General features: G+C 66.6%; 25 protein-coding genes and 1 tRNA gene. 14 read left to right on the top strand and 12 right to left on the bottom strand.

Annotated elements, in window-relative coordinates; genetic code table 11:
- The first annotated feature begins 8 nt into the window (after positions 1-8).
- The 3 genes from AB0M14_RS06290 to AB0M14_RS06300 all read left to right on the top strand — a co-directional run bounded on the left by AB0M14_RS06290 (position 9) and on the right by AB0M14_RS06300 (position 3,211).
- Positions 9-1,097: an MCE family protein gene (locus AB0M14_RS06290; protein WP_364989417.1), complete on the top strand. Its 1,089-nt coding sequence runs from the start codon at positions 9-11 to the stop codon at positions 1,095-1,097.
- On the top strand, positions 1,094-2,275 hold the full coding sequence (locus AB0M14_RS06295) for an MlaD family protein (RefSeq protein ID WP_364989419.1): 1,182 nt from the start codon (positions 1,094-1,096) through the stop codon (positions 2,273-2,275). Before AB0M14_RS06290 ends, AB0M14_RS06295 begins: the two co-directional genes overlap by 4 nt.
- Before the next feature lie 123 nt (positions 2,276-2,398).
- Positions 2,399-3,211, top strand: coding sequence for a hypothetical protein (locus AB0M14_RS06300; RefSeq protein ID WP_364989421.1), 813 nt, complete (start codon positions 2,399-2,401; stop codon positions 3,209-3,211).
- A gap of 41 nt (positions 3,212-3,252) precedes the next feature.
- Here AB0M14_RS06300 and AB0M14_RS06305 read toward each other — a convergent pair whose 3' ends face one another.
- Entirely contained in the window at positions 3,253-4,158 is a 906-nt protein-coding gene (locus AB0M14_RS06305) for an IS5 family transposase (RefSeq protein ID WP_364989423.1), read from the bottom strand.
- A 104-nt stretch (positions 4,159-4,262) separates the two neighbouring features.
- Between AB0M14_RS06305 and AB0M14_RS06310 the strand changes: the two genes are divergently transcribed.
- From AB0M14_RS06310 to AB0M14_RS06320, 3 genes are all read left to right on the top strand, one after another.
- A complete protein-coding gene (locus tag AB0M14_RS06310) occupies positions 4,263-5,804 on the top strand; it encodes a hypothetical protein (RefSeq protein WP_364989426.1) in 1,542 nt (513 codons plus the stop codon).
- Between the two features lie 185 nt (positions 5,805-5,989).
- Positions 5,990-6,262 carry a hypothetical protein gene (locus AB0M14_RS06315; protein WP_364989428.1) on the top strand — a complete coding sequence of 91 codons (273 nt, stop codon included), beginning with the start codon at positions 5,990-5,992 and terminating at the stop codon, positions 6,260-6,262.
- Positions 6,263-6,787: 525 nt separating this feature from the next.
- Complete coding sequence (locus AB0M14_RS06320) at positions 6,788-7,009, top strand: hypothetical protein (RefSeq protein WP_364989430.1); 222 nt, start codon at positions 6,788-6,790, stop codon at positions 7,007-7,009.
- A gap of 787 nt (positions 7,010-7,796) precedes the next feature.
- On the opposite strand, the gene AB0M14_RS06325 is transcribed toward AB0M14_RS06320, so the two are convergent.
- Positions 7,797-7,870, bottom strand: a tRNA-Ile gene (locus tag AB0M14_RS06325).
- A 119-nt stretch (positions 7,871-7,989) separates the two neighbouring features.
- On the opposite strand from AB0M14_RS06325, the gene AB0M14_RS06330 reads away from it, so the two are divergent.
- Positions 7,990-8,421, top strand: a complete 432-nt coding sequence (locus AB0M14_RS06330; protein WP_364989433.1) for a nitroreductase family deazaflavin-dependent oxidoreductase — start codon at positions 7,990-7,992, stop codon at positions 8,419-8,421.
- 208 nt (positions 8,422-8,629) lie between these two features.
- Here AB0M14_RS06330 and AB0M14_RS06335 read toward each other — a convergent pair whose 3' ends face one another.
- On the bottom strand, positions 8,630-9,625 hold the full coding sequence (locus AB0M14_RS06335) for a zinc-binding dehydrogenase (RefSeq protein ID WP_364989435.1): 996 nt from the start codon (positions 9,623-9,625) through the stop codon (positions 8,630-8,632).
- A 280-nt stretch (positions 9,626-9,905) separates the two neighbouring features.
- On the opposite strand from AB0M14_RS06335, the gene AB0M14_RS06340 reads away from it, so the two are divergent.
- Positions 9,906-10,766, top strand: coding sequence for a DUF5995 family protein (locus tag AB0M14_RS06340; RefSeq protein WP_364989437.1), 861 nt, complete (start codon positions 9,906-9,908; stop codon positions 10,764-10,766).
- A 9-nt stretch (positions 10,767-10,775) separates the two neighbouring features.
- Here the strand turns inward: AB0M14_RS06340 and AB0M14_RS06345 are convergent, their stop codons facing one another.
- Positions 10,776-11,048 carry a hypothetical protein gene (locus AB0M14_RS06345; protein WP_364989440.1) on the bottom strand — a complete coding sequence of 91 codons (273 nt, stop codon included), beginning with the start codon at positions 11,046-11,048 and terminating at the stop codon, positions 10,776-10,778.
- A gap of 516 nt (positions 11,049-11,564) precedes the next feature.
- Between AB0M14_RS06345 and AB0M14_RS06350 the strand changes: the two genes are divergently transcribed.
- Entirely contained in the window at positions 11,565-12,092 is a 528-nt protein-coding gene (locus AB0M14_RS06350) for a hypothetical protein (RefSeq protein ID WP_364989442.1), read from the top strand.
- Here the strand turns inward: AB0M14_RS06350 and AB0M14_RS06355 are convergent.
- The 3 genes from AB0M14_RS06355 to AB0M14_RS06365 are packed head-to-tail and all read right to left on the bottom strand — an operon-like array spanning position 12,089 to position 15,894.
- The gene (locus AB0M14_RS06355) at positions 12,089-13,864 is read right to left on the bottom strand and encodes an SDR family oxidoreductase (RefSeq protein WP_364989444.1); all 1,776 of its coding nucleotides are present in this window, start codon (positions 13,862-13,864) and stop codon (positions 12,089-12,091) included. The two genes, AB0M14_RS06350 and AB0M14_RS06355, sit on opposite strands and share 4 nt — an antisense overlap.
- A gap of 24 nt (positions 13,865-13,888) precedes the next feature.
- On the bottom strand, positions 13,889-14,995 hold the full coding sequence (locus AB0M14_RS06360) for a PDR/VanB family oxidoreductase (protein ID WP_364989447.1): 1,107 nt from the start codon (positions 14,993-14,995) through the stop codon (positions 13,889-13,891).
- Complete coding sequence (locus AB0M14_RS06365) at positions 14,992-15,894, bottom strand: metal-dependent hydrolase (protein ID WP_364989449.1); 903 nt, start codon at positions 15,892-15,894, stop codon at positions 14,992-14,994. Before AB0M14_RS06365 ends, AB0M14_RS06360 begins: the two co-directional genes overlap by 4 nt.
- Before the next feature lie 290 nt (positions 15,895-16,184).
- On the opposite strand from AB0M14_RS06365, the gene AB0M14_RS06370 reads away from it, so the two are divergent.
- A complete protein-coding gene (locus tag AB0M14_RS06370) occupies positions 16,185-17,576 on the top strand; it encodes a wax ester/triacylglycerol synthase family O-acyltransferase (protein WP_364989451.1) in 1,392 nt (463 codons plus the stop codon).
- A gap of 43 nt (positions 17,577-17,619) precedes the next feature.
- On the opposite strand, the gene AB0M14_RS06375 is transcribed toward AB0M14_RS06370, so the two are convergent.
- Complete coding sequence (locus AB0M14_RS06375; protein WP_364989453.1) at positions 17,620-18,552, bottom strand: alpha/beta hydrolase; 933 nt, start codon at positions 18,550-18,552, stop codon at positions 17,620-17,622.
- A 169-nt stretch (positions 18,553-18,721) separates the two neighbouring features.
- Between AB0M14_RS06375 and AB0M14_RS06380 the strand changes: the two genes are divergently transcribed.
- The gene (locus AB0M14_RS06380; RefSeq protein WP_364989455.1) at positions 18,722-19,462 is read left to right on the top strand and encodes a glucose 1-dehydrogenase; all 741 of its coding nucleotides are present in this window, start codon (positions 18,722-18,724) and stop codon (positions 19,460-19,462) included.
- Here the strand turns inward: AB0M14_RS06380 and AB0M14_RS06385 are convergent.
- Positions 19,459-20,457: a YdcF family protein gene (locus AB0M14_RS06385; protein WP_364991349.1), complete on the bottom strand. Its 999-nt coding sequence runs from the start codon at positions 20,455-20,457 to the stop codon at positions 19,459-19,461. The genes AB0M14_RS06380 and AB0M14_RS06385 overlap by 4 nt on opposite strands.
- Positions 20,458-20,599: 142 nt before the next feature.
- Between AB0M14_RS06385 and AB0M14_RS06390 the strand changes: the two genes are divergently transcribed.
- Positions 20,600-21,433 carry a helix-turn-helix transcriptional regulator gene (locus AB0M14_RS06390; RefSeq protein ID WP_364989458.1) on the top strand — a complete coding sequence of 278 codons (834 nt, stop codon included), beginning with the start codon at positions 20,600-20,602 and terminating at the stop codon, positions 21,431-21,433.
- A 1-nt stretch (position 21,434) separates the two neighbouring features.
- Here the strand turns inward: AB0M14_RS06390 and AB0M14_RS06395 are convergent, their stop codons facing one another.
- Positions 21,435-22,058 (bottom strand): LysE/ArgO family amino acid transporter, encoded by a 624-nt coding sequence (locus AB0M14_RS06395; RefSeq protein ID WP_364989460.1) that lies wholly within the window; start codon positions 22,056-22,058, stop codon positions 21,435-21,437.
- A gap of 71 nt (positions 22,059-22,129) precedes the next feature.
- Here AB0M14_RS06395 and AB0M14_RS06400 point away from each other — a divergent pair, with 71 nt between their 5' ends.
- Together AB0M14_RS06400 and AB0M14_RS06405 are read left to right on the top strand one after the other, a co-directional pair.
- A complete protein-coding gene (locus AB0M14_RS06400; protein ID WP_364989463.1) occupies positions 22,130-23,011 on the top strand; it encodes a LysR family transcriptional regulator ArgP in 882 nt (293 codons plus the stop codon).
- 17 nt (positions 23,012-23,028) lie between these two features.
- Positions 23,029-23,553 (top strand): AAA family ATPase, encoded by a 525-nt coding sequence (locus AB0M14_RS06405; protein WP_364989466.1) that lies wholly within the window; start codon positions 23,029-23,031, stop codon positions 23,551-23,553.
- A gap of 57 nt (positions 23,554-23,610) precedes the next feature.
- Here AB0M14_RS06405 and AB0M14_RS06410 read toward each other — a convergent pair whose 3' ends face one another.
- Together AB0M14_RS06410 and AB0M14_RS06415 are read right to left on the bottom strand one after the other, a co-directional pair.
- The gene (locus AB0M14_RS06410) at positions 23,611-23,793 is read right to left on the bottom strand and encodes a hypothetical protein (RefSeq protein ID WP_364989468.1); all 183 of its coding nucleotides are present in this window, start codon (positions 23,791-23,793) and stop codon (positions 23,611-23,613) included.
- Positions 23,794-24,091: 298 nt separating this feature from the next.
- A complete protein-coding gene (locus tag AB0M14_RS06415; RefSeq protein ID WP_364989470.1) occupies positions 24,092-24,580 on the bottom strand; it encodes an FBP domain-containing protein in 489 nt (162 codons plus the stop codon).
- Positions 24,581-24,633 lie beyond the last annotated feature (53 nt).

A 24,633-nucleotide genomic window follows, 5' to 3' on the forward strand; every position in this document is an offset into this window, starting at 1 on the left:
CGAACCGAATGACTAAGGCTCGTAAAGCGATTGTGGCGCTGGCGGGGGTGGCCGCGATCGGGGTCAGCTCCGGCTGCGGATTCACCGTCGAGGAATTGCCGCTGCCGAAGCCGGGTCCCGGCGACGACACCTACACCGTGCAAGCGGTGTTCGAGAACGCGCTGAACCTGCCCGACCAGGCCAAGGTGAAGATCGGCGGCTCCGATGTCGGCGTGGTCTCCAACATCAAGACCAAGAACTTCCAGGCCGTCGTCGACCTGACCATCCGCAAGGACATCGAATTGCCCAAGGGCAGTACGGCGGAACTGCGGCAGGCCACGCCGCTCGGCGACGTGTTCGTCGCGGTCTCCAAGCCGAAGACCGAACCCGGCGCGCAGATGCTGCGGGACGGCGACACGCTGCCGCTGGATGCCACCTCGGCCGGCGCCACCGTGGAAGAGCTGCTGATCTCGGTCTCCATGCTGTTCAACGGCGGCGGCATCGCCAGCCTGAGCCGGCTGACCTCGGAGCTGGACTCCATCGTCGGCGGCCGCGGCGATCAGCTCGCGCACCTGATCAAGGAAATGACCGGTGTCGTCGGCAGCCTGAACGCCAATACCCAGCACATCGACAACGTGCTGGCGAACTTCAGCACCCTGGCCACCACCATCGAGACCCGGCACAACGAGCTCGGCCAGGTCGCCGACACCCTGCCGCAGATGATCGGCGCGGTCGCGGAGAACAACCGGGCGCTCGGGGATCTGCTCAGCAAGGTGGCGACCACCAGCGCCGCGCTCGGGGACTTCTCCAACACCACCGGCGACCAGCTCGGCGATCTGCTGGTGAACCTGCGCAGCCTGATGGACGCGCTGGGCGCGACCGGCGACAAGTTCGGCTACGCGCTCGACCAGCTGCACACCATCCGGCCCAAGGCCGACGCCAGCTTCAAGGGCAAGGGCCTGGCCACCTACGCCACCCTGACCAACCTCGACGTCGGCCTGCTGACCGATCCGGCCAACAGCCGGATGTTCGACCTGAACGATCTGTCGGACTTCACCGGCAGCTTCCTTCAGGTGCTGCAGGTGATTCAGAGCCGGGTCGAGGGGGGCCAGCGATGAGCAGAGTCGGAAACGTGCTGCGTAGCAAGCTGTTTCTGTCCAACGCCGGATTGATTCTGGTGCTGATTGTCGGGGCCACCTACCTACTGGTCAGCATCATGCGGGTCAACCCGTTGCAGGAGACCTATTCGGTCACGGTCAATCTGGACCGCTCGGGCGGTCTGCAGCCGGGCAACGACGTCACCCTGCGTGGCTACCGGGTCGGCAAGGTCACCGCCATCGAGTTGACCAACCGTGGTCAGGCCATCGCCGCGACCGCTCAGATCGACGCCGATTTCCGGATCCCGCAGGATACGCAGATCTCGGTGCAGGCGCTGTCCGGCGTGGGTGAGCAGTACATCGATTTCCGGCCGGCCGGAGCCTCGGGTCCGTATCTGCGCGACGGCTCGGTGGTCGACTTCGACGCCGAGAAGATCAAGACCCCGACCCCGGTCTGGTCGGTGCTGGACAACACCACCGCCCTGATCTCGCAGGTCGACCCGGACAAGTTCGCGGTCATCCTGTCGGAGCTGGATATCGCGCTCAGCGGCGGCCCGGATCAGCTGCGCGGCCTGGTCAACGGCATCAGCCTGGCCTCCTACGGCTTGGACAACCTGCTGCCGCAGACCACCAACCTGATCTCGAACCTGCGCACCATCAGCGAGACCACCTCGCACGCGCAGCCCGATCTGGCGACCCTGACCGCGAATTCCGGCGTGCTGTTCAACCAGTTCAACAACGCGAACGCGGAACTGCAGGCGATCCTGGACCAGGCGCCCGGCCAGTTCGCCAGCCTGGGCGCGGTGCTGGACAAGACCGCCGATCCGATCACCAGCCTGGCCGCCAACTTCGTGGCGATCACCAAGGCCGCGCAGCTGCGCACGCCGGCGCTGCGGGCGCTGTTCCCGTCCCTGGCGTTGGGTCTGGACGCGCTCGGCGTACCCGCCCACGACGGTGAATTCCACACCATCCTCGCGGTCTTCCCGCTCCAGCCGACCTGCTACTACGACACCCCGATGATCCGTAACGAGGTCGTGTCGGACAACACCATGCCCAAGTGGAACTACTGCGTGAACCCGCCTCCGGGCCAGCAGGTCCGGGGCGCGGCCAACGCACCGCGTCCAGACGTGCCGAACAACGGTGCGCAGCGACCGCCGAACGCCGATCCGAACGAACGGACGTTGCCGCCGGTGCGGTGAGCGAACCCCGTCCGAGGGCACTCCCACCGGACGGGGCATACTCGCAGCTACGCGTACGGTTCGCCCAGGTGAGCCGCTAGCCGATCGGCGCCCTCGGGCGCCGGGAAAGTGCAGGTTGTATCGATGTCCAAGGACGACGCCGACACCAATAAAGACGCCGAGGTCACCGCGAAGATCGAGGCCACGGACAAGGACGAGGCCGAGCAGACGGTCAAGGCCGAGACCGCCGCGGTGCCGGCGAAGCCGGAGCTGTCGAAGAAGGCCGCCGACGAGAAGAAGGCCGCCGACGAGCCCAAGGCCGCCGTTGCGGCGGCCGCGGAGTCCACCGCCGGCTCCGGGGCTCGCTCGTCGAACCTCGTGCCGATCATCGCGGCCTTCGCCGCGGGCATCCTGCTCGTCGCGGCGGCCACCGCGGTGACCCTGTTCTACATGCAGGCGAACAAGAAGAGCGACGAGCTGGCGGCCATCGATTCCGCCACCAAGACCGCCTGCGCCTTCGGCCGCGACGTGTCGACCTACGACTACTCCAAGGACCTGCCGGCCTACTTCAACAAGGTCAAGGAGGGCGCCACCGGCGAGTTCCTCAAGGAATTCGACGACGCCAGCAAGGCGCTCAACGATGCCATGGTGCAGGCCCAGGTGAAGTCCTGGACCGACAACGTCGAGTGCGGCTACCAGTCCGGTGACACCAGCCAGGCCAAGGTTCTGGTCACGCTGGCCAACTACCGCACCAACTTCACCCAGGCCAACCCCGATCGACAGTACGTCGCGATCGTCGCCGATCTGGTCCACACGGACGGCAAGTGGAAGGTGAACAAGCTGGATTCGCCGATGCTCAAGGGCGCGGGCTCCGCGCTCCCGGGCACCACCAACCCGGCGCCGCAGGCGAACACCCCGGCCCCCGCCCCCAGCGGCGAGCCGAAGCCCGGCAACTAGGCTCTGTCTCGAAGTGTTGATGGCGGGCCGGTGGCCCGCCATCAACTGTGTCGTAGCCATTGATTGATCACCGCGATGTGGATCGTGGCCTGGTAGCGGACAGCGAGTTTGTCGAACCTGGTCGCGACCGCCCGATGCTGTTTGAGCTGGTTGATCCCCCGCTCGACAGCGTTGCGGTCACGGTAGAGGACAGGATCGAACGCCGGTGGACGGCCACCGGCCTTGCCTCGACGGCGCCGGTGCGCGGCCTGATCGGCAGGAACCGGGATCGTTGCCCGAATCCCGTGACACCGCAACCACTCCCGATTGACGCGACTGGAGTATGCCTTGTCCGCCAGCACTCGTTCCGGTCGCGCCCGCGGCCGACCGCCACCGAGTTTCGGCACCGAGATGGCCTCCAATACCGCCCGGAACTGGGGACTGTCACCGGCCTGGCCTGCGGTGACCAGCACCGACAACACCCGACAGCCCTGCTCGCATGACAAGTGCAGCTTGCTGGTCCATCCGCCCCGGGAACGCCCCAACCCGTGATCGGCCGGCTCGTATTGACCCGGCCCGGCCGGGGGTTCGGTTTGGCGTTCGCTCTCGCGGCGGGCCCCGGCGGCATGGGGGTGGGCCCGCGCCGTTGTCGAGTCGACACTGACTTGCCAGTCGATCACCCCGGCGGCGTCGGCTTGGGCCTGCAGCGAGGTCAGGATCGCCGCCCACGATCCGGCTCGCTGCCAGCGTCGGAACAGTCCATAGGCCGCTTGCCAGGACCCGTACTCGGCGGGAACGTCACGCCACGGCACCCCTGCCCGGGTGCGCCATCGGATCCCGTCTATGAGCTGGCGTTTCGTCCATTTCGGCGGGCGTCCCGCCTTTTTCGCGCAGGGCAACAGCGGCTCCAACCGAGCCCATTGGGCATCGGTCAGGTCCGCTCGCCCCGCCACCGCTACGCTGGTCACGAGGTCTCCGGCTGTTCAGATTATGCTTCGTCGCTAATCCGAATACCGGAGACCTCACCTATATGCCAACGCGGGCAACAACTTCGGTCGAACACGCTGTTGGGGTGGGACCGCTACGCGGTCCCACCCCAACACTCACTTCGAGACACAACCTAGTCGCCAACAATGGCTTCACCGCCACCGGTGAAGTCAATGCCATCGGCGCGAAGATCGGAGGGGATGTCTCGCTGATTGGCGCCACGTTCACCAACCCCGACAGCGACGCTTTGAGCCTGGACGGCGCGACGATAACCGGCGACCTCCTCGCCAACAATGGGTTCACCGCTACCGGTGAAGTCACCGCCACTGGCGCGAAGATCGGAGGGGATGTCTCGCTGACCGGCGCCACGTTCACCAACCCCGACGGCGACGCCTTGTGCCTCGACAGTACGACGATAACCGGCAATCTGTTCGCCGAGAGCGCATTCACCGCTACCGGGAAAGTCCGTGCCGTTGCCGCGAAGATCGGTGGCATGGTCTCACTGACCGGTGCCACATTCACCAACCCCGACGGCGACGCCTTGAACCTCAGCGCCGCGACGATCTCCGGCGACCTGTTCGCCGATGATGGGTTAACCGCCACCGGGAAAGTCCACGCCACTGGCGCGAAGATCGGTGGCATGGTCTCACTGACCGGTGCCACATTCACCAATCCTGCCGACGACGCCTTGAACCTCAGCGCCGCGACGATCTCCGGCGACCTGTTCGCCGATGATGGGTTCACCGCCACCGGGAGAGTCAACGCAATTGGCGCGAAGATTGGGGGAGAGCTATCACTGATTGGTTCCAGACTTATCAACCTCAACGGTGCCGCCCTGGATCTTGAGTCCAGCGTCTTGACAACGCTGAGGTTGCAGCCAGCCCACGTTGACGGGTCGATAGATCTGACCCGGGCCACGATCACTGATCTGCGGGCACCATCCGAGGCTTTGCCACCCGGGCGGCTGATCGCCACAGGTTGGCAAGTCACCGACATTCATGGACTGATCCGAAGCGACCGCCGTGCCGCGGCGCAGTGGCTGAAGTCCACTCCAGCCGAGCACGGGTTCACCGCCCAACCCTGGCACGCACTCGCGACGGTCTACGACCGCAATGGACAACCCGCCGACGCTCGACGACTCCGATTCGCCGCCGCAAACCAAACCACCAAACACGCTCCTTACGCGACGAAACTGCTGCGCTGGGTGTACATGGCTGTCGCCGGACACGGCTATTACCCCCTCCTGGCTGCCGTGTGGCTCGCGGGAGCACTGCTGCTCGGGGTCCTCATCACCGCTGGCAACACCGAACACTTCACCCCCACCGACCGGGTCACCGCCAACAGGGCCGCAACCACTTACGCCGACGAAACCCACACGCCCGCACCGAAATCGATCACAGCCGCCGATTCCTGTACCCGATACCCCGACTATCCCTGCTTCAACGCGTTCAACTATGCCCTCGCCGGCGTCGTCCCCGCCGCGACCGGAGTGACGAAGGCCGATTGGACCATCAGCTCCACCGCCCCTACCGCCCTCACCCTCAGCATCCCCGGCTTACGTATCCTCGCCTGGATCTTCACCGCGATTCTCCTCGCCGGCGTCACCGGACTACTCCGCAAGGGCTAGGAAGTTGATTACCGCATCAGGATCCTGCTCAGGTCGACTCGAACCTGAACGGCCGCGCAGTCTCATGCATGATACCGACGAGTCGCCGAGCGGCCTGGCAGCAACAGCCTCATGAGATAGCGCAGGTCTGCAATCCCACCAGAGCTAGTCGGCGTCGCCGACTAGCTCTACCCCTCCTTCAATACTTGGAATTGCAGAACCTCCGCAGCCTCGTACAGCGCTGCCAGGCCTTGCTGGTCGGCCTTTTCCTGTCGGATCGGCTCGCAGGGCAATCGCCCACCACATTCTTCGCGGAACGCCGCGTACCGCCGGAGGTTCTCATCGTCAGGAGTTTCGGCAAGCCGTCGGTCGAGCTCTGCATCGAGCTGCTCCGAGCGCTCGGGCGGGATACTGCACCGTCGATCGATCTGGGCCGGGCTCTCGCTTGTCGCCAAGCCGTGGCCAATCATTTTGCATAGGGCGAGTCACCTACGGCGCACTCGACCCGCCGAAACCCCCGACCCGGTGTGGGTCAGGGGTTTTGGCCAGTCGAGTGAGTGGTTACGCAGCTGGCGAAGCTTGGCGCCCTCATCACCACACTCCCCGTACGCCGCTGGTCCATGAAGTCGATGAAGTCGGTACCAGGCACGAAATCCCAGGCCTGGATCAGGGTGGCGTAATCTGCGGATTCCGACTACACGGCCGCCTAGGCTAATTTCCGATAGTTACTTGACAAGTGCGCCCGCGACAATCTTCTGGAGGTTGTCGAGCCCAAACCTGTTGGCCTACCTGGTCATTTACCGAATCGGACCTGCGCTATGTCCGGCATGCGTTCGACACAGAAGTCCTTATGTGCGGGACCGTGCACTAAACTTCAGACGTCCGGTTCGATCACTTCGCGCACCCTCGAATCCTGGTTCTGGCTCGGCTCTTCTGGATCCCCCGGGGGTCCGGAAAGGGACCTCGCCCGCCGTCGGCTTGGCGGCAAGCAACTAGGAGGACGCGTGAGCAATCACGAGTCGGACAGCGCTTCGATGATCGGAAAGTTCCACCGGTGGTGGACCGATCAGAGGAGCACAGTCGTCGACAGCAGCGTGGTCGGACTGTTCGGACTGGAGCTCGGCAAGTTTCTCTTCGAGGAACACGCCGACGAAGCCAGCCGGGCAATGATGATCGCCCGACTGGCTTCGGCAGTTGCGCGGGCGGCCTGGAGTCTCACAACCTAACCGCTCGCTGAGGCCAGAAGCCCGGTGTGGACTCGCGATCCCCCGGGCTTTCTGGTTTGTGACACGAATGTCGCGTCTCCACGGTATCCGGTAACAATCAACCGCACCACTAGCCACGAGCAGTGATTGTGATGCATGTCACTCAAGTGTGTATCGAACGATACACACTTGAAGGTCGTAATGTTGGGACATAATGGCTGGTCAGAAGCTTTTCATCCCAGAACGCTATCAAGCTATCACATTGACATTCATAGCTAAAAGCTATCAGTGTTGCCGAGAAAACTTTTGAACTTTCTTTGAACTTTTCTCGGCCTTCGGCGGTTGCGTCCTGTGTACCTTGATTGGCCGACCATCGGCTTCAGTCGCCTGTCGGCGACCGGAGCCCTCTGCCGCGCAGGACTTCTGGTGGACGAACGAGTACACGTCCCGGCGGCTGCGGCCCCGGGGACAGCTGATGCGGTGGGCATGCCGAGCCACATGCGCGGTCGACTTCGTATGCACCTGTACACCAACAGCACTTATCCACCGAGCATCGCGCGATTGTGCTCTAAATGTGGCATCGCATGAGACGCCACAGCTAGCGAAGCGCGGTTGGCTCAGGGCGATCAGTCACCGGCAGTCTCCGACTCGGACCCTGCCAAGGTTGTCACGGGTGATGTCCGGCGCGGAGGTCGACAGCCCTTTGCGTTCAAGGAAGTCGGCCAGGTATCGGATGCGACTGACCGAGCGTTGTTCTGGACAAACTCGGCTGTCGATACACCGGTTTCTGCTGGTAGAAGGGTGTTTGTGGGGCGGGTGGGGCTCGAACCCACGACCAATGGATTATGAGTCCACGGCTCTAACCGACTGAGCTACCGCCCCAGTTGTGGGGTCAACCCACAGCGGTGGGCATGTTACCGGGCGAGTCGCGTCGAGCACCAGTTTGCGGTGGGCGCGCCGTTAGGGTGGGGCGGTAGACCGGAGCCGAGGTGGAGGTCGGGATGGCGAATTTGTTCGCGAAGGTGCTGCGGGCGCATCAGTGGGTTTACGAGAACAGTGGTGGGATGGTGGGGCATCGGGTGCTGTTCGGGAATCCGACGTTGTTGCTGCGGACGACGGGGCGGAAGACGGGGCAGGTGCGGACTTCGGCGCTGACGTATGGGCGGGATGGGGCGGAGTATCTGGTGACGGCGTCCAATGGTGGTTCGCCGCGGCCGCCGGGGTGGCTGGCGAATGTGAAAGCCAAGGCGGAGTGCGAGATTCAGGTGGGGCGTAAGCGGGTGGCGGCGGTGGCGCGGGCCACCTATCCCGATGATGCCGACTACGCACGACGGTGGGCGATAGTCGACAAAGTCAATCAGGGTCGGTACAGCGATTATCAGAAGAGGACGAAGCGGCCTATTGCCGTGGTTGTGCTCACTCCGGTGAGCTGAGCTTCAGTCGTCGTCGCCCCAGTCCCTGCTGTTCACGGGTTCTTTACTGTCCCAGTAGCTTCGGACCTTGGGGGGTCTGCTGGCGAATTGGACGACTGCGAATACGAGTACGAGGACGCCGACTACGACCCCCACGACGATCAGAGTTTGCACGCAGGCACCCTAGCGTTCAACCAGGGTGCCTGCAGAGTGTGAAACATGGATCACATCAGATGGTCAGCAGGGTGCGTCCCAGGGCCGTGCGATCGGCGATGGCGGCGTGCGCGTCGGCCGCTCGCTCGAGCGGAAATGTTTGTCCGATAACGACTTCCACGTCACCCGCGGCCACGGCGGCGAGGGCTCGTTCGGCCAGCGCCTGCCAGTCGGTGTCGGGCCCGGTGAGGTCGAACAGGCCGATCACTTCGATATCCCGCTGCGCGAGCGCTTCGCGGTCGAGATCCGGGAAATCGCCTGCGGCGGAACCATATCCGAGGAATCGGCCGCCCGCGGCCAGCGCCGAGGCGGCTGCCACGCCCAATTCGCCTCCGGCGCCGTCCAATACGGCGTCGACTCCCGATCCACCGGTGGCGGCGCGCACCTGCTCGGCCCAGTCCGGTTCGGAGTAGTCCACGACGGCGTCGGCGCCGAGGCGGGTGGCGAGGTCCAGCTTGGCGCGACCACGGGCCGCGGCGACGACGCGTGCTCCGGCGGCGTGGGCGAATTGGGTCAGCAGCGTGCCCAAGCCGCCGGCGGCAGCGGTGATCAGCACCCACTCCCCCGGCCGCAAGGCGACCCGATCCAGGACGGCTAGCCCGGTCCGCCCGTCGTGGGTCAGGGCGACGGCCTGGGTCAGGGTTACCTTCTCGGGTACCTCGACCAGCGCTTCGGCTTCGGCCAACGCCTTTTCGGCGTACCCGCCGATGGGGAGCCCGCCACCGATGCCGCTGGCCACGGTCCGGGTACCGACGCGCTTGCCGAGCCAGGACCGGTCGACGTCGGGCCCGACCGCCGAGACCACGCCGGCGATCGCCCCGCCCGGCACATACGGCGGCTCGACCTTGAAAAACTCTTTGCCCCAACCGCTTCGGAGCCGGGTGTCGAGGAACATCACGTCGGCCGCGGCCACATCGACGAGCACCTCGCCAGGCCCGGGAACCGGATCCGGCGTCTCGAGCACCTCGAGCACCTCGGGACCGCCGAATTTCGTTGCCTGCACTACCCGCATCGCCTTCTCCTGCCATGTCTCGCGTCTTGAACAGCACCCACTCTTCAACCCAAACCATTGTTGAGGTCAAATGCTGGACGCGATGTGCGCTCACAGCGAAATCGGCAGATCGGGCCGAAGCCTCCGCGAATTCATTAAGCAAACTCTAAGCAATTTCAGAATTCGGCCAACAAGTGACGGCCACCACGGATTAAGTCACTCTGCTAACGGATTTCCATCTCATGTCGATAGTTCGGCATACTTCTAGCAAACATCTTGCAGACTTTCCTGGAGTGAACTCTTGCGTAAGCTTTCCCGCTTTGCCATTGCCCTGACCGCTGTCGCCGCACTGACCACCGCCTCCCTCGGCACCGCCGGCCTCGCCTCCGCAGCCCCCGCGGCAGTGACGGACGTCACCCCGCCGAGCAGCGCGGAACAGGCCGAGCTGATTCGGCTTTCCGACCCCGCCACCCTGCGGGACCTGCACGACGGTCAACAGCGCATGGAGCGCATCACGCAAATCTTCGTAGACCACAACGACCGCGCCGGTATCTTCGCGGTTTTCTACCGCAACATTCTGCGCGATGCGAACCCCCTGCTCGACGCCGGCGACTTCGACGACCCGGCCTGGGCCCGCGACGTCAGCGCCGCGTTCTTCCACCGCTATCTGGAGAACCTGCACGCCCACCTCACCGGCGGCCCGGTCACCCCGCAGTGGCAGCGCTACTACGCCATGGCCGCCGACCCCGCCGTCTCGGCGGGCCGCGTCGCCGGCACCGGCCTCGACGCGCACCTGCTCATCGATTTCCCGGCCGCGATCGCCGAGACGCACACCACGGTCGCCAATACCCGCGACTTCTTCGCCATCGGCGACTCCCTGATCGGCACCACCAGCCGTATCACCGACGAACTGCGCACCATCTACGGCGCGAAGCTGGCCGAGTTCTTCCACCTCTACTTCGTGGGCAGCGCCGCCGACCTGGTGATCGGCGAGCACCAAACCACCTACGTCTTGTTCCAGGGCATCCGCGGCACCAGTCTGGCCTCGGGCATCGCGATGACCGACCCGATCACCGCGGGCCCGGCCGAGCTCTCGATGCAAGCGCTCTACGACACCGCGGAGACCGTGTTCAGCGGCCTCGCAGCCGTTGGTCAGATCTGACGCCGGGTCTCAGCTGCTGCCGCCACCACCATCCCCGCCTCCGCCGCCGCAGCCACTGGAGCCCGCACCCCCACCGTCACTGGCACCGGAGTCCGATCCGCTGTCGGAACCGCCTTCGTCGCCGGATCCGAAACGGCCGCTGCGCCAGCCGCCACGTTCTCTGGGCCGGCCCTTGCGCAGTGCTGGGAAGACGGACTCCGCGAAGGACTTCATGCCGAGCAAAAACATGGCGCCGAATCCCACGCTGACGGCAACCATCAAAACGATCTCTACAGCGTTCATCGAACTTCCCCCGTTCTACGGCGCCACCGCCGGTGCGACGCCGTTCGCTAACTCAGGAACTTCCCCCGCCACAGCTACTGCTGCTACCCCCGCCACAGCTGCTACTGCTCCCGCCCGAGCAACTGCTGCTGCTGCCCCCGGAGCAGCTACTGCCGCTCCCGCCGGAACAACCGCTGCTTCCGCCCGAACAGCTCGACCCACCACTGCAGCCACTGCCCGAGCCCCAGTCGTACGAGTCGCCGCCCCCGCCCGCCGCCCACGGCGAGTGACCGTGGCGACGGCCGTACGGCGGCCGCTGACTGGCCCGGTTGGCCGACTTGACGATGGCGACGATCACCGCGGTGACAATGCCGATTATCGCGAGGAAGGCGAACAGCATGAACAGCAGCACGATAATGGTCATGGCGAAATGCTAACGGTCCACGCGAATCCCCACTCGTGATCCATGACGGCCTCCCCAACCTGCCGAACGATCTCTGTTCCCCAGAGTGTTCCCCAAACCGCTTACAGTGAATCGTGGTGATTCTCCGTTACCGAAACCGCTCCCGCCGTGTCGATCTGCGTGAGGTCGACCGGGCCGTCGCCGCGCTGGAACTGCCGGAGGCGATCTTCAAGACCTGCCCGTGGCAGCCGCGGGAACTGGTGGAAACCGGGCTCCGGCAATGGTTGCGGTGCTGCGGTGCGGCGATGCGCGACGATCAGGTGATCGGGATGCCCTCGCACGCGGTGGACGAGGCATGGCACGGGCTGATCCTGTGCACCCAGCGGTACGCGGCGTTCTGCGACGCCGCCTACGGGCGGTTCCTGCACCACTTTCCCGACGGGGATAATTTCGCGGTCAAGACCGCGCGGCAAGGCAATTCGCCCGGTTCGATGGCCGAACAGCTGGGCCGCACGGTGGTCGCCTGGTCCCTGGTGGCGCGACCGGAGGAGACCTGCGTGCTGTGGGATCTCGATTCCCACGTCGGAGTCGAGCATCCGTGGGGCATCGGCGCCGGGCGAGTAGCGGCCATCGAGGCCGAACTCGCCCGGGCGAAGTCCTAGGTCAACTTGACCCGGGCGGCGAAGAACCGCACCGCCGCAGGCGCGAATCGGTTCAACTGCAACTGCAATCGCGCTTCGGGGGTGACCGGCACGATGTCGCGATTGTTCTCGACGGCCCGCACGATCTGCGCGGCGACCTTGTCCGGGGTGTAGCGGCGCGCGCGGTAGAGCTTGTCGTACTGCTCCTGCTTGCGCTTCTCCTCCTCGGCGCTGACACCCGAGAACTTGGTGGTGGCAACGATATTGGTGTGCACGATGCCGGGGCAGACGGTGTGCACGGAGATGCCGCGGCCGCTCAGTTCGGCCCGCAGGCAGTCGGAGAACATATAGACCGCCGACTTGCTGGTGGAGTACGCGCTGAAGCCCTGCTGCGGGCTGTAGGCCGCCATGCTGGACAGGTTCACGATGTGCCCGCCGAGCCCGCGCTCGGCCATCGCGGCGCCGAATGCCCGGCAGCCGTTGACGACTCCGCCGAGGTTGATCCGCATGACCCGGTCGAACTCCGCCGACGGGGTGTCGAAGAATCCGCCCGCCTGGCCGATACCGGCGTTGTTGATCAGGATGTCGGGCACGCCGTGCGCGGCGATGACCTCCTGCGCGTGCGCCTGCACCGCGGCCTCGTCACCGACGTCGAGCTGATAGGCGTGCGCCACACCGTGCTGAGCGGCGATCAGCTCGGCGGTCTCCTTCGCGGCATCCAGATTGATGTCCGACAGCACGATTTCGGCGCCGAGACCGGCGAAGGCCAGCGCGGTCTCCCGGCCGATGCCGCTGCCGCCGCCGGTGATCACCAGCAGCTGATCCTCGAACGGCTTTCTGGTGCGCCCGATTTCGGCCCGGCGCAAGCCGCGCGGGATGGATCCGCCGTTGAGGCTGTCGATCAGTTCCGTGGTCGCGGTGGCCAGCAGTTCGGGGTGCGAGAACGGCATCCAGTGCCCGGCAGGCACGTCACGACGCCATAGTCGCTGGGTCCACTTACGTTCGTCGTCGTAGCCGGCGGGACGCACCGCGACGTCGCGGCCGGCGACGATCAGCTGCACCGGCACCTCGGTGTGGCGTTCCCGCGGCGAGAGCATGCGCTGCACGATGTTCGCGCGGTAGATGAGCAGACCGTCCACGCTGTCGCGCCGGAATGTCGGGCCCAGCTTCACATTCGACGGCGCGGTCTCGTTCATCAGCGACACCACCCGCTGCCACCGCTGCTCGGTGCCCAGCAGGTTGAACGCGGCGCGCGGCAGCCCCGGGGTCATGAAGAAGAAGGTGTACGCCGAGGACATCAGCTGGGTGAACGGCTGCCACACATTGCGCGGGGTGGGCCGGGACAGCCGGTCCCGCATCCACTTTCCGATGTGATCGAGGTTCGGGCCGGACACCGAGGTGAACGAGGCGACCCGGGCCTTGGCCTGCGGTTCGCAGACGGCTTCCCAGACCTGCACCGAACCCCAGTCGTGGGCCAGCACGTGCACCGGGCGGTCCGGGCTGATCGCGTCGGCGACGGCGTAGAAGTCGGCCGCCAGCGCGTCCAGGCGGTAGTCCGCGGTGCGCTGGGTGCGGGTGGAGGCGCCGTGCCCGCGGGTGTCGTAGGCGACCACGTGAAAACGCCCGGCCAGCAACGGAACCACGGAGTCCCACAGGTGGTGCGTATCGGGCCAGCCGTGCACCAGCACGATGGTCTCGTGGGCCGGGTCGCCGTATTCGTAGACAGCGAGGTCGAACTCGCCGCTGCGGACAGTCCGCTCCGTCGCGATCGAGTCGATATCGGTCGTCGTCATCGACAGTTCTCCTAGCTCAGGGGTTCAGAGGTCGAGCACCAAACGGCCGCCGGCACAGCGTGATACGCAGATCAGCATGGCTCCGGCGTCGTGTTCGGCGGGGGTGAGCACGGTCTCGCGATGCTCCGGTTCGCCCGCCAGCACCCGTACCTTGCAGGTGCGGCAGAAGCCTTGGCGGCAGGAATACGGACGATCCGGTCGCTGCGCCAGGACGGCGTCGAGCGCGGATTGGTCCGCGGGAACCTCGACAACCTCTCCGGTGGAGGCGAATTCGATCTCGAAGGGCCGGCCGTTCACGATCGGCGGCGGCGAGAAACGCTCGGAATGCAGTTCCACCCCGGACATTTCGCGGACCGCGTCGGCGATCGTGGTGATCATCGGGACCGGCCCGCAGCAGTACACCGCGGTGTCGGTGCTGATGCCGGGCAGCAGCGCGGACGCGTCCGGCAGGCCGTGCTCGTCATCGGTGCGGACGGTGACCCGGTCGCCGAAGGTCGCGATCTCGTCGAGGAACGGGATGGTGTCGCGGCTGCGGCCGGTGTACACCATCGACCAGTCCAGCCCGAGCCGCACGGCCAGCCGCACCATCGGCAGGATCGGCGTGATCCCGATACCGCCGGCGACGAAATGCAAACGGGTAGCCGGTGATCCGTGGCCGGGGACGGCGAACGGGAAGGCGTTGCGCGGGCCGCGGACCACGAGCTTGCTGCCGACCGGCAACTCGTCGTGCACCTCGTTGGAACCGCCGCCACCGTCGGGGATGCGGCGCACCGCGACGCGGTAGGTCCGGGAGTCCGCGGGATCACCGCACAGCGAGTACTGCCGCAAACGCCCCGAGGGCAACTCCAGGTCCAGATGCGCACCGGGCCGCCAGGGCGGTAGTTCACGCTGGTCCGGGGCCTGCAACAGCAGGCTGACCACGTCCTGGTCGTGCGCTTCGATCCGGCGTTCGGTGACTACCAGCGCCAGCCGGTGGTCGTCGGCGCGCGGGGTCAGATCCTTGCGGTTGACGATCGTGGTCCAGCGCATCCGGGTGGAGGCGACCGCGTCCAGGACCTTGATCGCCCGGTCGTGGCTGGGCTTGCCGAACAGGTCCGCGGGCAGCTGCTCCGGGACAGGCCGTAGCGTCACGACGCGACAGCCTGCGCCGCGGGCGATTTCGCGAGGTAGGCGACGGCCTGCGCGGTCGATCCCACCGAGCCGGGGTTGTAGCCGGGCTTGAAGGTCGACAGCGCGCTGATCAGCAGCGAGGGCACGCCGGGCAGCGCACCGCGCCACATCGCTCCGAATACCCGGGTGAGCAGGCGCGGGTAACCGTAGTCGGGCAGTTCCGGATCCTGATGCACCATGTATTTGGTGCCGCGCACCACCAGGGTGAGGAAGATCGGGAACGTCAGCGTCATCAACGCCGCGCGCCGCACGTAGCCGGCCTCGAAGTAGACCGCCACGTCGTGGGCGACGTGCCGGTGCTCGACCTCTTCGGCGCCGTGCCAGCGGAACAGATCCGCCATGCGCGGTTCGGCGCCGAACTTCTCCAGGTCGGCATTGAGGATCCAGTCGCCCAGGTAGGCGAAGAAGTGCTCCAGGCAGGCGATGAACGCGAGCCGCTCCACCAGCACCTGACGCTGTGCGACGTCGTCGCCCTCGCGCGGCCCGAGCGTCTTGCGGAACAGGTATTCGGCTTGGCGCACATACCGTTCCGGGTCGATGCCGTTGGCGGCGAGCACCTCGTGCAGCACCTTGTCGTGGGTCTCGGCGTGCATCGATTCCTGGCCGATGAAGCCGAGCATCGCCTCGCGCAGCTTCTCGTCCTTGACGAAGGGCAGCGCCTCGGCGTACGCCTGGCAGAACATCCGCTCGCCCTCGGGCAGCAACAGGTTCAGTGCGTTGATCAGATGCGAGGCGATGGGCTCGGCGGGCATCCAGTGCAGCGGCGTATCGGCCCAGTCGAACTGCACATTGCGGGCGTGCAAGGCGACCTCACCCGGGTCGACCTCCGGTCGCCGTTCCCACCAGCGAAGTAGCTTCATCGATACTCCCACGATCCTGCCGATCCACGTCGCGGCCCGGATCCTGCCGCCACGCTGCGCACCTCTCCCATTCAAGGCTGTGTTCCCGATCATACACATATGTAGGACTGCGAGTAACACACATAGCACCGGACACAGTCGCCGATCCCGCGCGAGCGGTCCGAACACACGAACGACTACCGCCACCGGATCGCGAATAGCCGTTCGTACCTTGATATTTCCCGCCAGCATGCAGTCGGCCCGGTCACCAACCGCCGCAAAAATAGAACAGGTTTCAGTAGGCTTCCGCTATGGAACGACTAACCGGATTGGATGCCAGCTTCCTGTACCTCGAGACCGGAACCCAGCACCTGCACGTGTGCGCGTTGCTGATCCTGGACCCCGGCACAGACGGCTACTCCTTCGAAGAATTCAAGGCCGAACTCGGCCGCCGGCTACCCCTGATCCCGCAGATGCGACGGCGGATCCACGAGGTGCCGTTCAACCTCGATCACCCGGTCTGGGCGGAGGACCCCGACTTCGACCTCGACTATCACGTGCGCCGCATCGGAATCCCCGGCTCGGGCGGCCGCCGCGAGCTCGCCGAACTCATCGGCGACATCGCCAGCCGCCCGATGGACCGCGACCGCCCGCTCTGGGAGATGACGGTGGTCGAGGGCCTCGAGGACGGCAAGGTGGCGGTGATCTCGAAGTACCACCACGCGGCGGTCGACGGCATCACCGGCACCAACATGATGATGCACCTCTGCGACATGGCGCCCGGACAGCATCGACCGGATACCGCCGAGGCGCGGAAGACCGAGTCCGCGCCCAACGACCTGATGCTGCTGGCCGAAGCGATCGTCCGGTTCCCGGGCAAGGCGGGCATGGTCGGCATGGTGCCGAAAACCCTGGGCATGCTGGCCGGTTTCGCGCAGCGCCGGCGAAACAACCAGGCGGGCATGGCTTTACCGCTGACCGCGCCGCGCACCCCGTTCAATATGGCGATCACGCCGCATCGTTCGGTCGCGTTCACCGAGGCGGATCTGGCCGCGATCAAGGAGATCAAGGCCGCGTTCGGCGTGAAGGTCAACGACGTGGTGCTGACCGTGGTCGGCGGCGTACTGCGCGCCTACCTGGACAAACGCGGTGAGCTGCCGGACCGTTCGCTGATCGCCTCGGTGCCGGTCTCGGTGCACGGGCAGTCCCGGCACACCGAGGGCATCAACAAGGTGTCGTCGCTGTTCTCCGAGCTCGGCACCGATATCGCCGACCCGGTCGAACGGCTGCGCACGGTGGCCGCGGCGAATCAGAGCGCCAAGGACGAGCACGACCTGGTCGGTGCGGACTTCCTGCAGGATTGGTCGAAATACGCCCCGCCCAACACCTTTCAGCTGGCCGCGCGGGTGTACTCGTCGCTGAAGCTGGCCGAGCACCATCCGGTGGTGCACAACCTGGTGGTCTCCAATGTGCCCGGCCCGCCGATGCCGCTGTATTTCCTCGGCATCAAGGTCGACGGCATGTATCCGTTCGGGCCGGTCTTCCACGGCGCGGGACTCACCGTCACCGTGCTGTCCAACAACGGTGACCTCGACTTCGGGTTCATCGCCTGCAAGGAACTGGTGCCCGACATCGCGGCCCTCGCCGACGCCGTTCCCGGCATCATCGACGAATTGCTCGGCGCCGCACGCGCATCGAGCTGACCGAAGCCGCCGCTCTGTTCGCCAGCGGCGCCGGACAGAGCCCCTATCGACTCGCCGCGCGCGTCTCCGTCGCCGATCTGGCGGCGACCGCCTCGCAGGCTTCCAGCAGCACCGGCACGAACTTGTCGGCCGCGAACGCGCACGCCGTATGGCCCGCCTTCACCAGATGGATAGTGGCGCCGGGGATCATCGTCGCCATCTCCAGCTGCCGGTACACCGGAATCGCCTTGTCCTTGGTGGTGATCACCACCGCGGTGGGTGCGCTGATGCCGGAAAGCCAGGCGCCACTGTCGAATCGGCCGACCGCCGCGATGACCTGCGCGATCGCCCAGCCGCTTGTGCTGCGCAGCTCGGTCATCGCCCAGCGTTGCATCCCGCCCCGGGCCCAGGTGTGCTCCGGCAGTTCCGGCAAGCGCCCCAGCAGTTCCTGGGCGCGGCGCAGTGAGTACGGGCCGACCGCGTCGGCGAAGGCGCCCCAGGCCAGATGGAACGCGCGCTCGCGCCACTTCTCCTGGAACCGATAGGGCGTGGCGCACAGGACGAGTCCGCGGACCCGGTCCGGATGGCGGTGCGCGGCAAGCTGAGCCACGACGCCGCCCAGGGAATAGCCGACGCAGATCGGGTCCGGAACGCCGAGCGCGTCGGCCACCGCGATCACGTCGTCGGCGCAGTCCTCCACCGTGAAGCGCTCGGACTGGATACCGCGCCCGTGCCAGCGCTGATCGAACAGCACCACCCGGAACTTCCGGGCGAGCACCTGCAACGCCGGGAACCAGGTGAGGTACGCGGTGGACGCGGTGCCGTGCAGCAGGAACAGTGTGGGGGCGCCGGCCGGGCCGGGAATGTCGACCACGTAGGTGCGGCCGCGGCCCGGCAACTCCACCAGTTGCCCGCCGGGGACCTCGGCGATATCGGGGACACCGGCCTTGCCGAACTTTCGCATCGGCACGGCCGCGGCATTTCGATCGGGGTCCATCGTCGGCCTCCTAGAACGCGTTCTACTCGATGATGCCACAGCCGATGACGCCACGCGGCGGGCCTCGACGCAGCCTGTCCCGGTGAGCGGTAACCGATCTCCGCGGATTTACACAAAGCTTCTGTAACGTGTCCCACTGAATCCACGGCGACAGACGGAGGTAGCCCGCATGGGCCGATTGACCGGCAAGGTGGCATTGATCAGCGGTGGCGCCCGTGGCATGGGCGCCGCGCACGCCCGCGCCATGGTGGCCGAGGACGCCCGGGTGGTGCTCGGCGACATCCTCGACGACGAAGGCGCCGCGCTGGCAAAGGAACTCGGCGACAATGCCGCCTACGTTCCGCTCGACGTGCGCGAGAAGCAGCCGTGGGTGGACGCGGTCGCCGAGGCGGTGCAGCGGTTCGGCGCGCTGAACGTGCTGGTCAACAATGCGGGCATCGCCAACGGGAACCAGCTCGTCGACTTCGAGTTGTCCGAATGGCAGCGCATCATCGACATCAATCTGACCGGCACGTTCCTCGGCATCCAGGCCGCGGTGCCGGCGATGATCGAGGCGGGCGGCGGCTCGATCATCAACATCTCCTCGGTGGAGGGCCTGCGCGGCAGCCCGGGCCTGCACGGCTACACCGCCACCAAGTTCGCGGTGCGCGGGCTGACCAAGTCGACGGCACTCGAGTTGGCGCAGTACAACATTCGGGTGAATTCGGTGCACCCGGGTTTGATCACGACGCCGATGACCGAGGGCATCCCGGCCGATTTCCTGCAGATCCCGATGAAGCGCGCGGCCGATCCGTCCGAGGTGTCCAATCTGGTCACCTACCTGGCCAGCGACGAGGCCTCCTACTCCACCGGCGCGGAGTTCATCATCGACGGCGGGCTCACGGTCGGCCTCCCGCACAAGACGTTCTAGCTCGGCAGCAACCGCACGATCAGCAGCAACATCGCGGGCAGCGCGGCGCACGCCAGGCAGGCCAGGGCGTGCGCCCACCTGTGCTCGAACAGGACGCCGGCAAATTCCCGCAGCGCCGCGCTCGGCAGGTAGTAGAACGCGGTCGGCGAGCCCACCACCTCCGCGTCGAGGCCGAGCTGCCGGGCCAGGATCGCGGTGCGCAAGATGTGAAAGTTGCTGGTGACCAGCACCATCGGCCCGGCGACGCCGCGAGCGTCCAGCAGTTCCCTGGTGCACTGCAAGTTCTCGCGCGTGGTGGTCGAACGGTCTTCCAGCAGTAGCGCTTCGGCGGGCACGCCCCGCTCGACCAGATAGCGCGCCATCGCCGCGGCCTCCGAGACGGCCTCGTCCGAGCCTTTGCCGCCGCTGGGCACCAGCAGCGGATGCCGCCCCGCGGCCGCCTCGGCGCGATACACCCGCAGCGCCCGATCCAATCGGCTGGCCAGCAACGGCGGGACCCGGTCACCGATCAGGCCCGATCCGTGCACCACGATCGCCGCCATACCCGGCTGGTAGCCGACCCGGCCGTAGACGAACGAGTACAGCAGGAAGGCGACCAGCAGGAAGCCGACATAGCCGGCGGCCGTCAGCACCGACGCGACCGCGAACGCGAACCACAGGTTCTCGGTCGCCAACGCGACGAAGAACAGCGCGTACGGCACGAGCAGCGCGACGCCGAGCCCGAACGACAGCAGATTCGGTATGCGGAACCCTTCCCGGCGCACCAGCTGCACGCCGTTGACGATCAGCAGGCCCGCCAACGCGAGCACGAGCAGCGGCGACAGCACGATCAACAGGGTTATCAGCAAACCCACGGCGCTCTCTTGATCGTCGCCCGCCAGCCCCACCCCGACACAGATCACCCCGAGCAACAGGAAGACTCCATTGCCGAGCCGCCGCCGATCCTGGCGGAACCGCAGCGCGAAAACACCCAGCAGGACGAGACCGATCGCCATCAGCAGCACTCGGTCACGGTATCCGGAAACGCGGGCAGCAAACCCACGGCACGTGCCGTGCGACCAGTGTCACGCCCGGCGCGGAGCCGGGGGGTAGTCAGAGCACCTGGATCCGATCGGCCACCCACCGCAAGATGAGCAGATGACCACACTCGCGCCGAACCTCGCCCGACGCACCGAGCTGACGGCGTTCCTGCGCAGCCGCCGCGCCCGGATCACCCCTGCCGAGGTGGGCATCGCGGCGGGGATCCGCCGCCGCACACCAGGTTTGCGGCGGGAGGAGGTCGCGCTGCTGGCCGGTGTTTCCGTCACCTGGTACACCTGGCTCGAGCAGGGCCGCGAGATCAACGCAAGCGCACAGGTATTGGACGCCGTCGCGCGAGCGCTGCGGCTGGACGCCGCCGAGCGGGCGCATCTCTATGAGCTGGTCGGCCCGGGAAAGGCTACCTCCCCAACGGAATTGCCGCCGACGGCCGACACGCTCGCCGTACTGGACGCGCTGGAGCCCACACCGGCCTGCGTCTACGACGCGAAGTTCGACCTGCTGGCCTGCAACGCCACCTACCGCGCCCTGTTCCCAGAACTCGCCCGGGCCGCCGGTCCGGAACGAAACGTCTTGTGGCAGTTGCTCGCCGGGCGACGGGACGGTGGCCCGTTCGGCAATCACCAGCTGCTGCCACGCATGGTCGCCATGCTGCGCGCCGGCTACGTGCGCCACCTCGGCGACCCGGACTGGCTGGATTTCATCGACCGGCTGAGCGTGGCGAGCACCGACTTCGCCGTGCTGTGGGCCGACCACCAAGTGGCCGAACCGCTTCCGGAGGTCACCTCGTTCCATCGCCCGCCGGTCGGGACGATCGAGATGCGACCGGCGAGCTTCGCGGCCACACCCGAGAGCCAGCTGGTCGTCTACCTCCCCGTCGGCGCCTCGGATGTCCGCAAGCTCGCCGACATCCGGCGGCACGGCCTCGACTGAACTAGGCGGAGGTGACCAGGCCCACCGCCAGCACCACCATGATCAGGGCGATGACGGAGTCCAGCACGCGCCAGGCGGCGGGGCGGGCGAAGAAGGGCCCGAGGCGACGAGCGCCGTAGCCGAGCGCGGTGAACCAGACGACGCTGGCGACCATGGCGCCCGCGCCCAGGAACCACTTGTCCGGCGCGGTGTAGGTGTTGGCGAAGGAGCCCAGCAACACCACGGTATCCAGGTAGACGTGCGGGTTCAGCCAGGTCAGCGCCAAGCAGGTGAGCACGGTGGCGCCGAGCGCCACCGAGGCACCCGCGGACTCCGTGATCAGCGCCGCGGACGAGAACACGCGCTTGGCTGCCAGCACTGCGTAGCCGAGCAGGAAGGCCGCGCCGAGATAACGCACGACGGTCACCAAGCCGGGCAGGGATTCCACCAGCACGCCGAAGCCGCCGACGCCGGCGGCGATCAGTACCGCGTCCGAGATCGCGCAGACCGCGATGACCGGGAAGATGTGCTGTCCGCGCACGCCCTGGCGCAGCACGAAGGCATTCTGCGCGCCGATCGCCACGATCAACGAGAGGCCGAAACCCAGTCCGGAGAGGGCGGCGGTGGCCGCGGATGAAACCGTCACATCGGTTCACGATATGGCGACCGATACCCCCAGACCAGCTAAAGTTTTTCAAGCATCATTACGATTTCTTAATGGACTTGCAGCTGGATCAGCTCCGCGCGCTCGACGCCGCGATCACCGAGGGCACCTTCGAAGCCGCCGCCCGCCGCCTGCTCATCACACCCTCCGCGATCAGCCAGCGAATCAAGGCGCTGGAGGACGCGGCGGGCCGCATCCTGGTGCAGCGCACCAAACCGGTGCGCCCCACCGAGTCGGGGCTGGCGGTGCTGCGCCTGGCCCGGCAGATCGCGCTGCTGACCGGGGACACCGCCCGGGAACTCGGGGATCCCGAGCAGCCCGCGGACCGCCTGGTGCCGGTGCCGATCGCCGTCAACGCCGATTCGCTGGAGACATGGGTGATGCCCGCACTGCGGCAGGTGCCGCCGGGCATCAGCTTCGACATCCACCGCGAGGACGAGGACCACACCACCGAGTTGCTGCGCGACGGCACCGTGATGGCCGCGATCACCACCACCGCGCAGCCGGTGCAGGGCTGCAAGGTGACCAAGCTGGGCGATATGCGCTACCGGGCGATGGCGACTCCGGAGTTCCTGCGGGACTGGTTCGGTGCGGGCGCCCCGGGTTACGCGCACGCCCCGGTGGTGATGTTCGACCGCAAGGACGACCTGCAGGATCGCCAGATCCGCCGCCGCACAAAGAAACCCGTGAATCCACCGCGGCACTACGTTCCGTCCTCGGCCGGATTCGGCGCGGCGGTGCGGCTCGGCCTGGGCTGGGGCATGCTCCCGGACCTGCAAACCGAAGCGGATCGCGCCACCGGCGGGCTGCTGTCCATCGACGGCGACGCGTTCATCGATCAACCGCTGTATTGGCAGCAGTGGCGCCTGGACTCCCCCGCGCTGAGCAGCGTCGCCGCCGCCATCGCCGCGGCGGCCGCGGCGGCGCTGCGCTGAACTGCGATCATGGTCCGATGGCATCCGCGGTTTATCTGATCACCGGCATCCAGGCCGCCGGAAAGTCCACGGTCGCACAGGCATTGGCGGAACGGCTGCCCCGTTCGGCGCATGTGCGCGGCGACGCGTTCCGCCGGTTCGTCGTCGGCGGCCGGGTGGAGATGAGTCCCGATCCGGCGCCGGAAGCGCTCGACCAGTTGCGTTTACGTCACCAGCTGGCCGCGCACACCGCCGACGGCTACGCGGCAGCCGGCTTCACCGCGATCGTGCAGGACAACATCTTCGGTGCGATGCTGCCGTGGACGATCGAGCAGATCCGCACGCGCCCACTGTATGTCGTGGTGCTGACGCCGCAGCCGGCCGCGGTCGCCGCGCGCGAAGCGGCCCGGGTCAAGACCGCCTACGGCGCGTTCACCGTCGAAGACCTCGACACCGGACTGCGCGACAGCACGCCCCGCCTCGGATTATGGCTGGACACCACGGATTTGACCGTCGAGCAGACCGTCGACGAAATCCTCGCCCGCGCACGGCCGCTGCACTGATCTATGCGATTCGGTCCGGCACCCCCTGGCGGGTACCGGACCGAATCGCCGAGGCGCTCACGCCGTCTTGGGCAGCTCCGAGGTCGGTGTGTACCGGGCCCAGGGCCGCAGCTCTTCCTGGGTGGCCCGGTGCTCATCGCACAGGTGCAGATATCCGCGGCGGACGTAGGCGGGATCAAGTCGCTGTTTGAAGGTCAGGTTGTCGCGGCGCCAGCAGTCGCCGCACGGGAACTCTTTCATCTCGGCCTCCTTACACACCCTGAGGTGGTTGCCCAGGAGTTCCCAGTGTGACGGGAGGCGAAGCGCCCCAACACCAAATATCGGCCGAATCGTTACGCCGACTCACAGATTCCTCGCCGGACGAGACGGTCCGAGCGGTCCCGGACCGTCTCGACCGGCGAGGAAATGCGGTGCACCCCGAGTTCTGGTGCGGGATCGCGGAACTCGGGGTGCTGGGCTATCGATCTGGAATGCGGCGCTGAATGTCGGCGCATCGCATCTACCTCCGTTTCTTATCGGTCTGCTGATTCAGGTATGGCTAGCTGTACAGCCTGGCGACGAACGCGTTCAGGTTCTCCAGAACCCGCTCGATCTTCGCCTCCTCGGAGAGGTCCTCGCGGTAGCGACGGCCGGCTCCGGGGCTCTTCTTGTTGCGCGCGTAGAGCGAGCAGGCCAGATCGGTGCACATGTAGGTGCCGATCGTGTTGCCCTTGCGCCCGGACTCGCCCGCCTTGGCCGCGGTCAGCAGCGACACGCCGCTGCCGGTGTGCGTAGTCTTGCAGATCGAGCACATCTGGGCCCGGCCGGATCCACCGGTCTCGTAGCGCAGCGCGACGCCGACCAGGCGGTCGTCCTGCGGGAAGACGAGATAGCAGCGGCCCGGGTAGGACGGGTCGCTCCAGCCGAAGAAGTCCAGGTCGTCCCAGGGCGGGGCGGCCAGGTCCTTCGGGACGGGCAGGCGCTTGGCGTCGCCCTTGGAACAGTTGACGAACGACGACCTGATGTCGCGTTCGGTGACGGGTTGCATGAGTGACTCTCCTCGAATTGTGGTGGACAAAGCCGAAGCGACGGTACGGACTG

The organism is Nocardia sp. NPDC051832 (assembly GCF_040681285.1).
Classification (GTDB): domain Bacteria; phylum Actinomycetota; class Actinomycetes; order Mycobacteriales; family Mycobacteriaceae; genus Nocardia.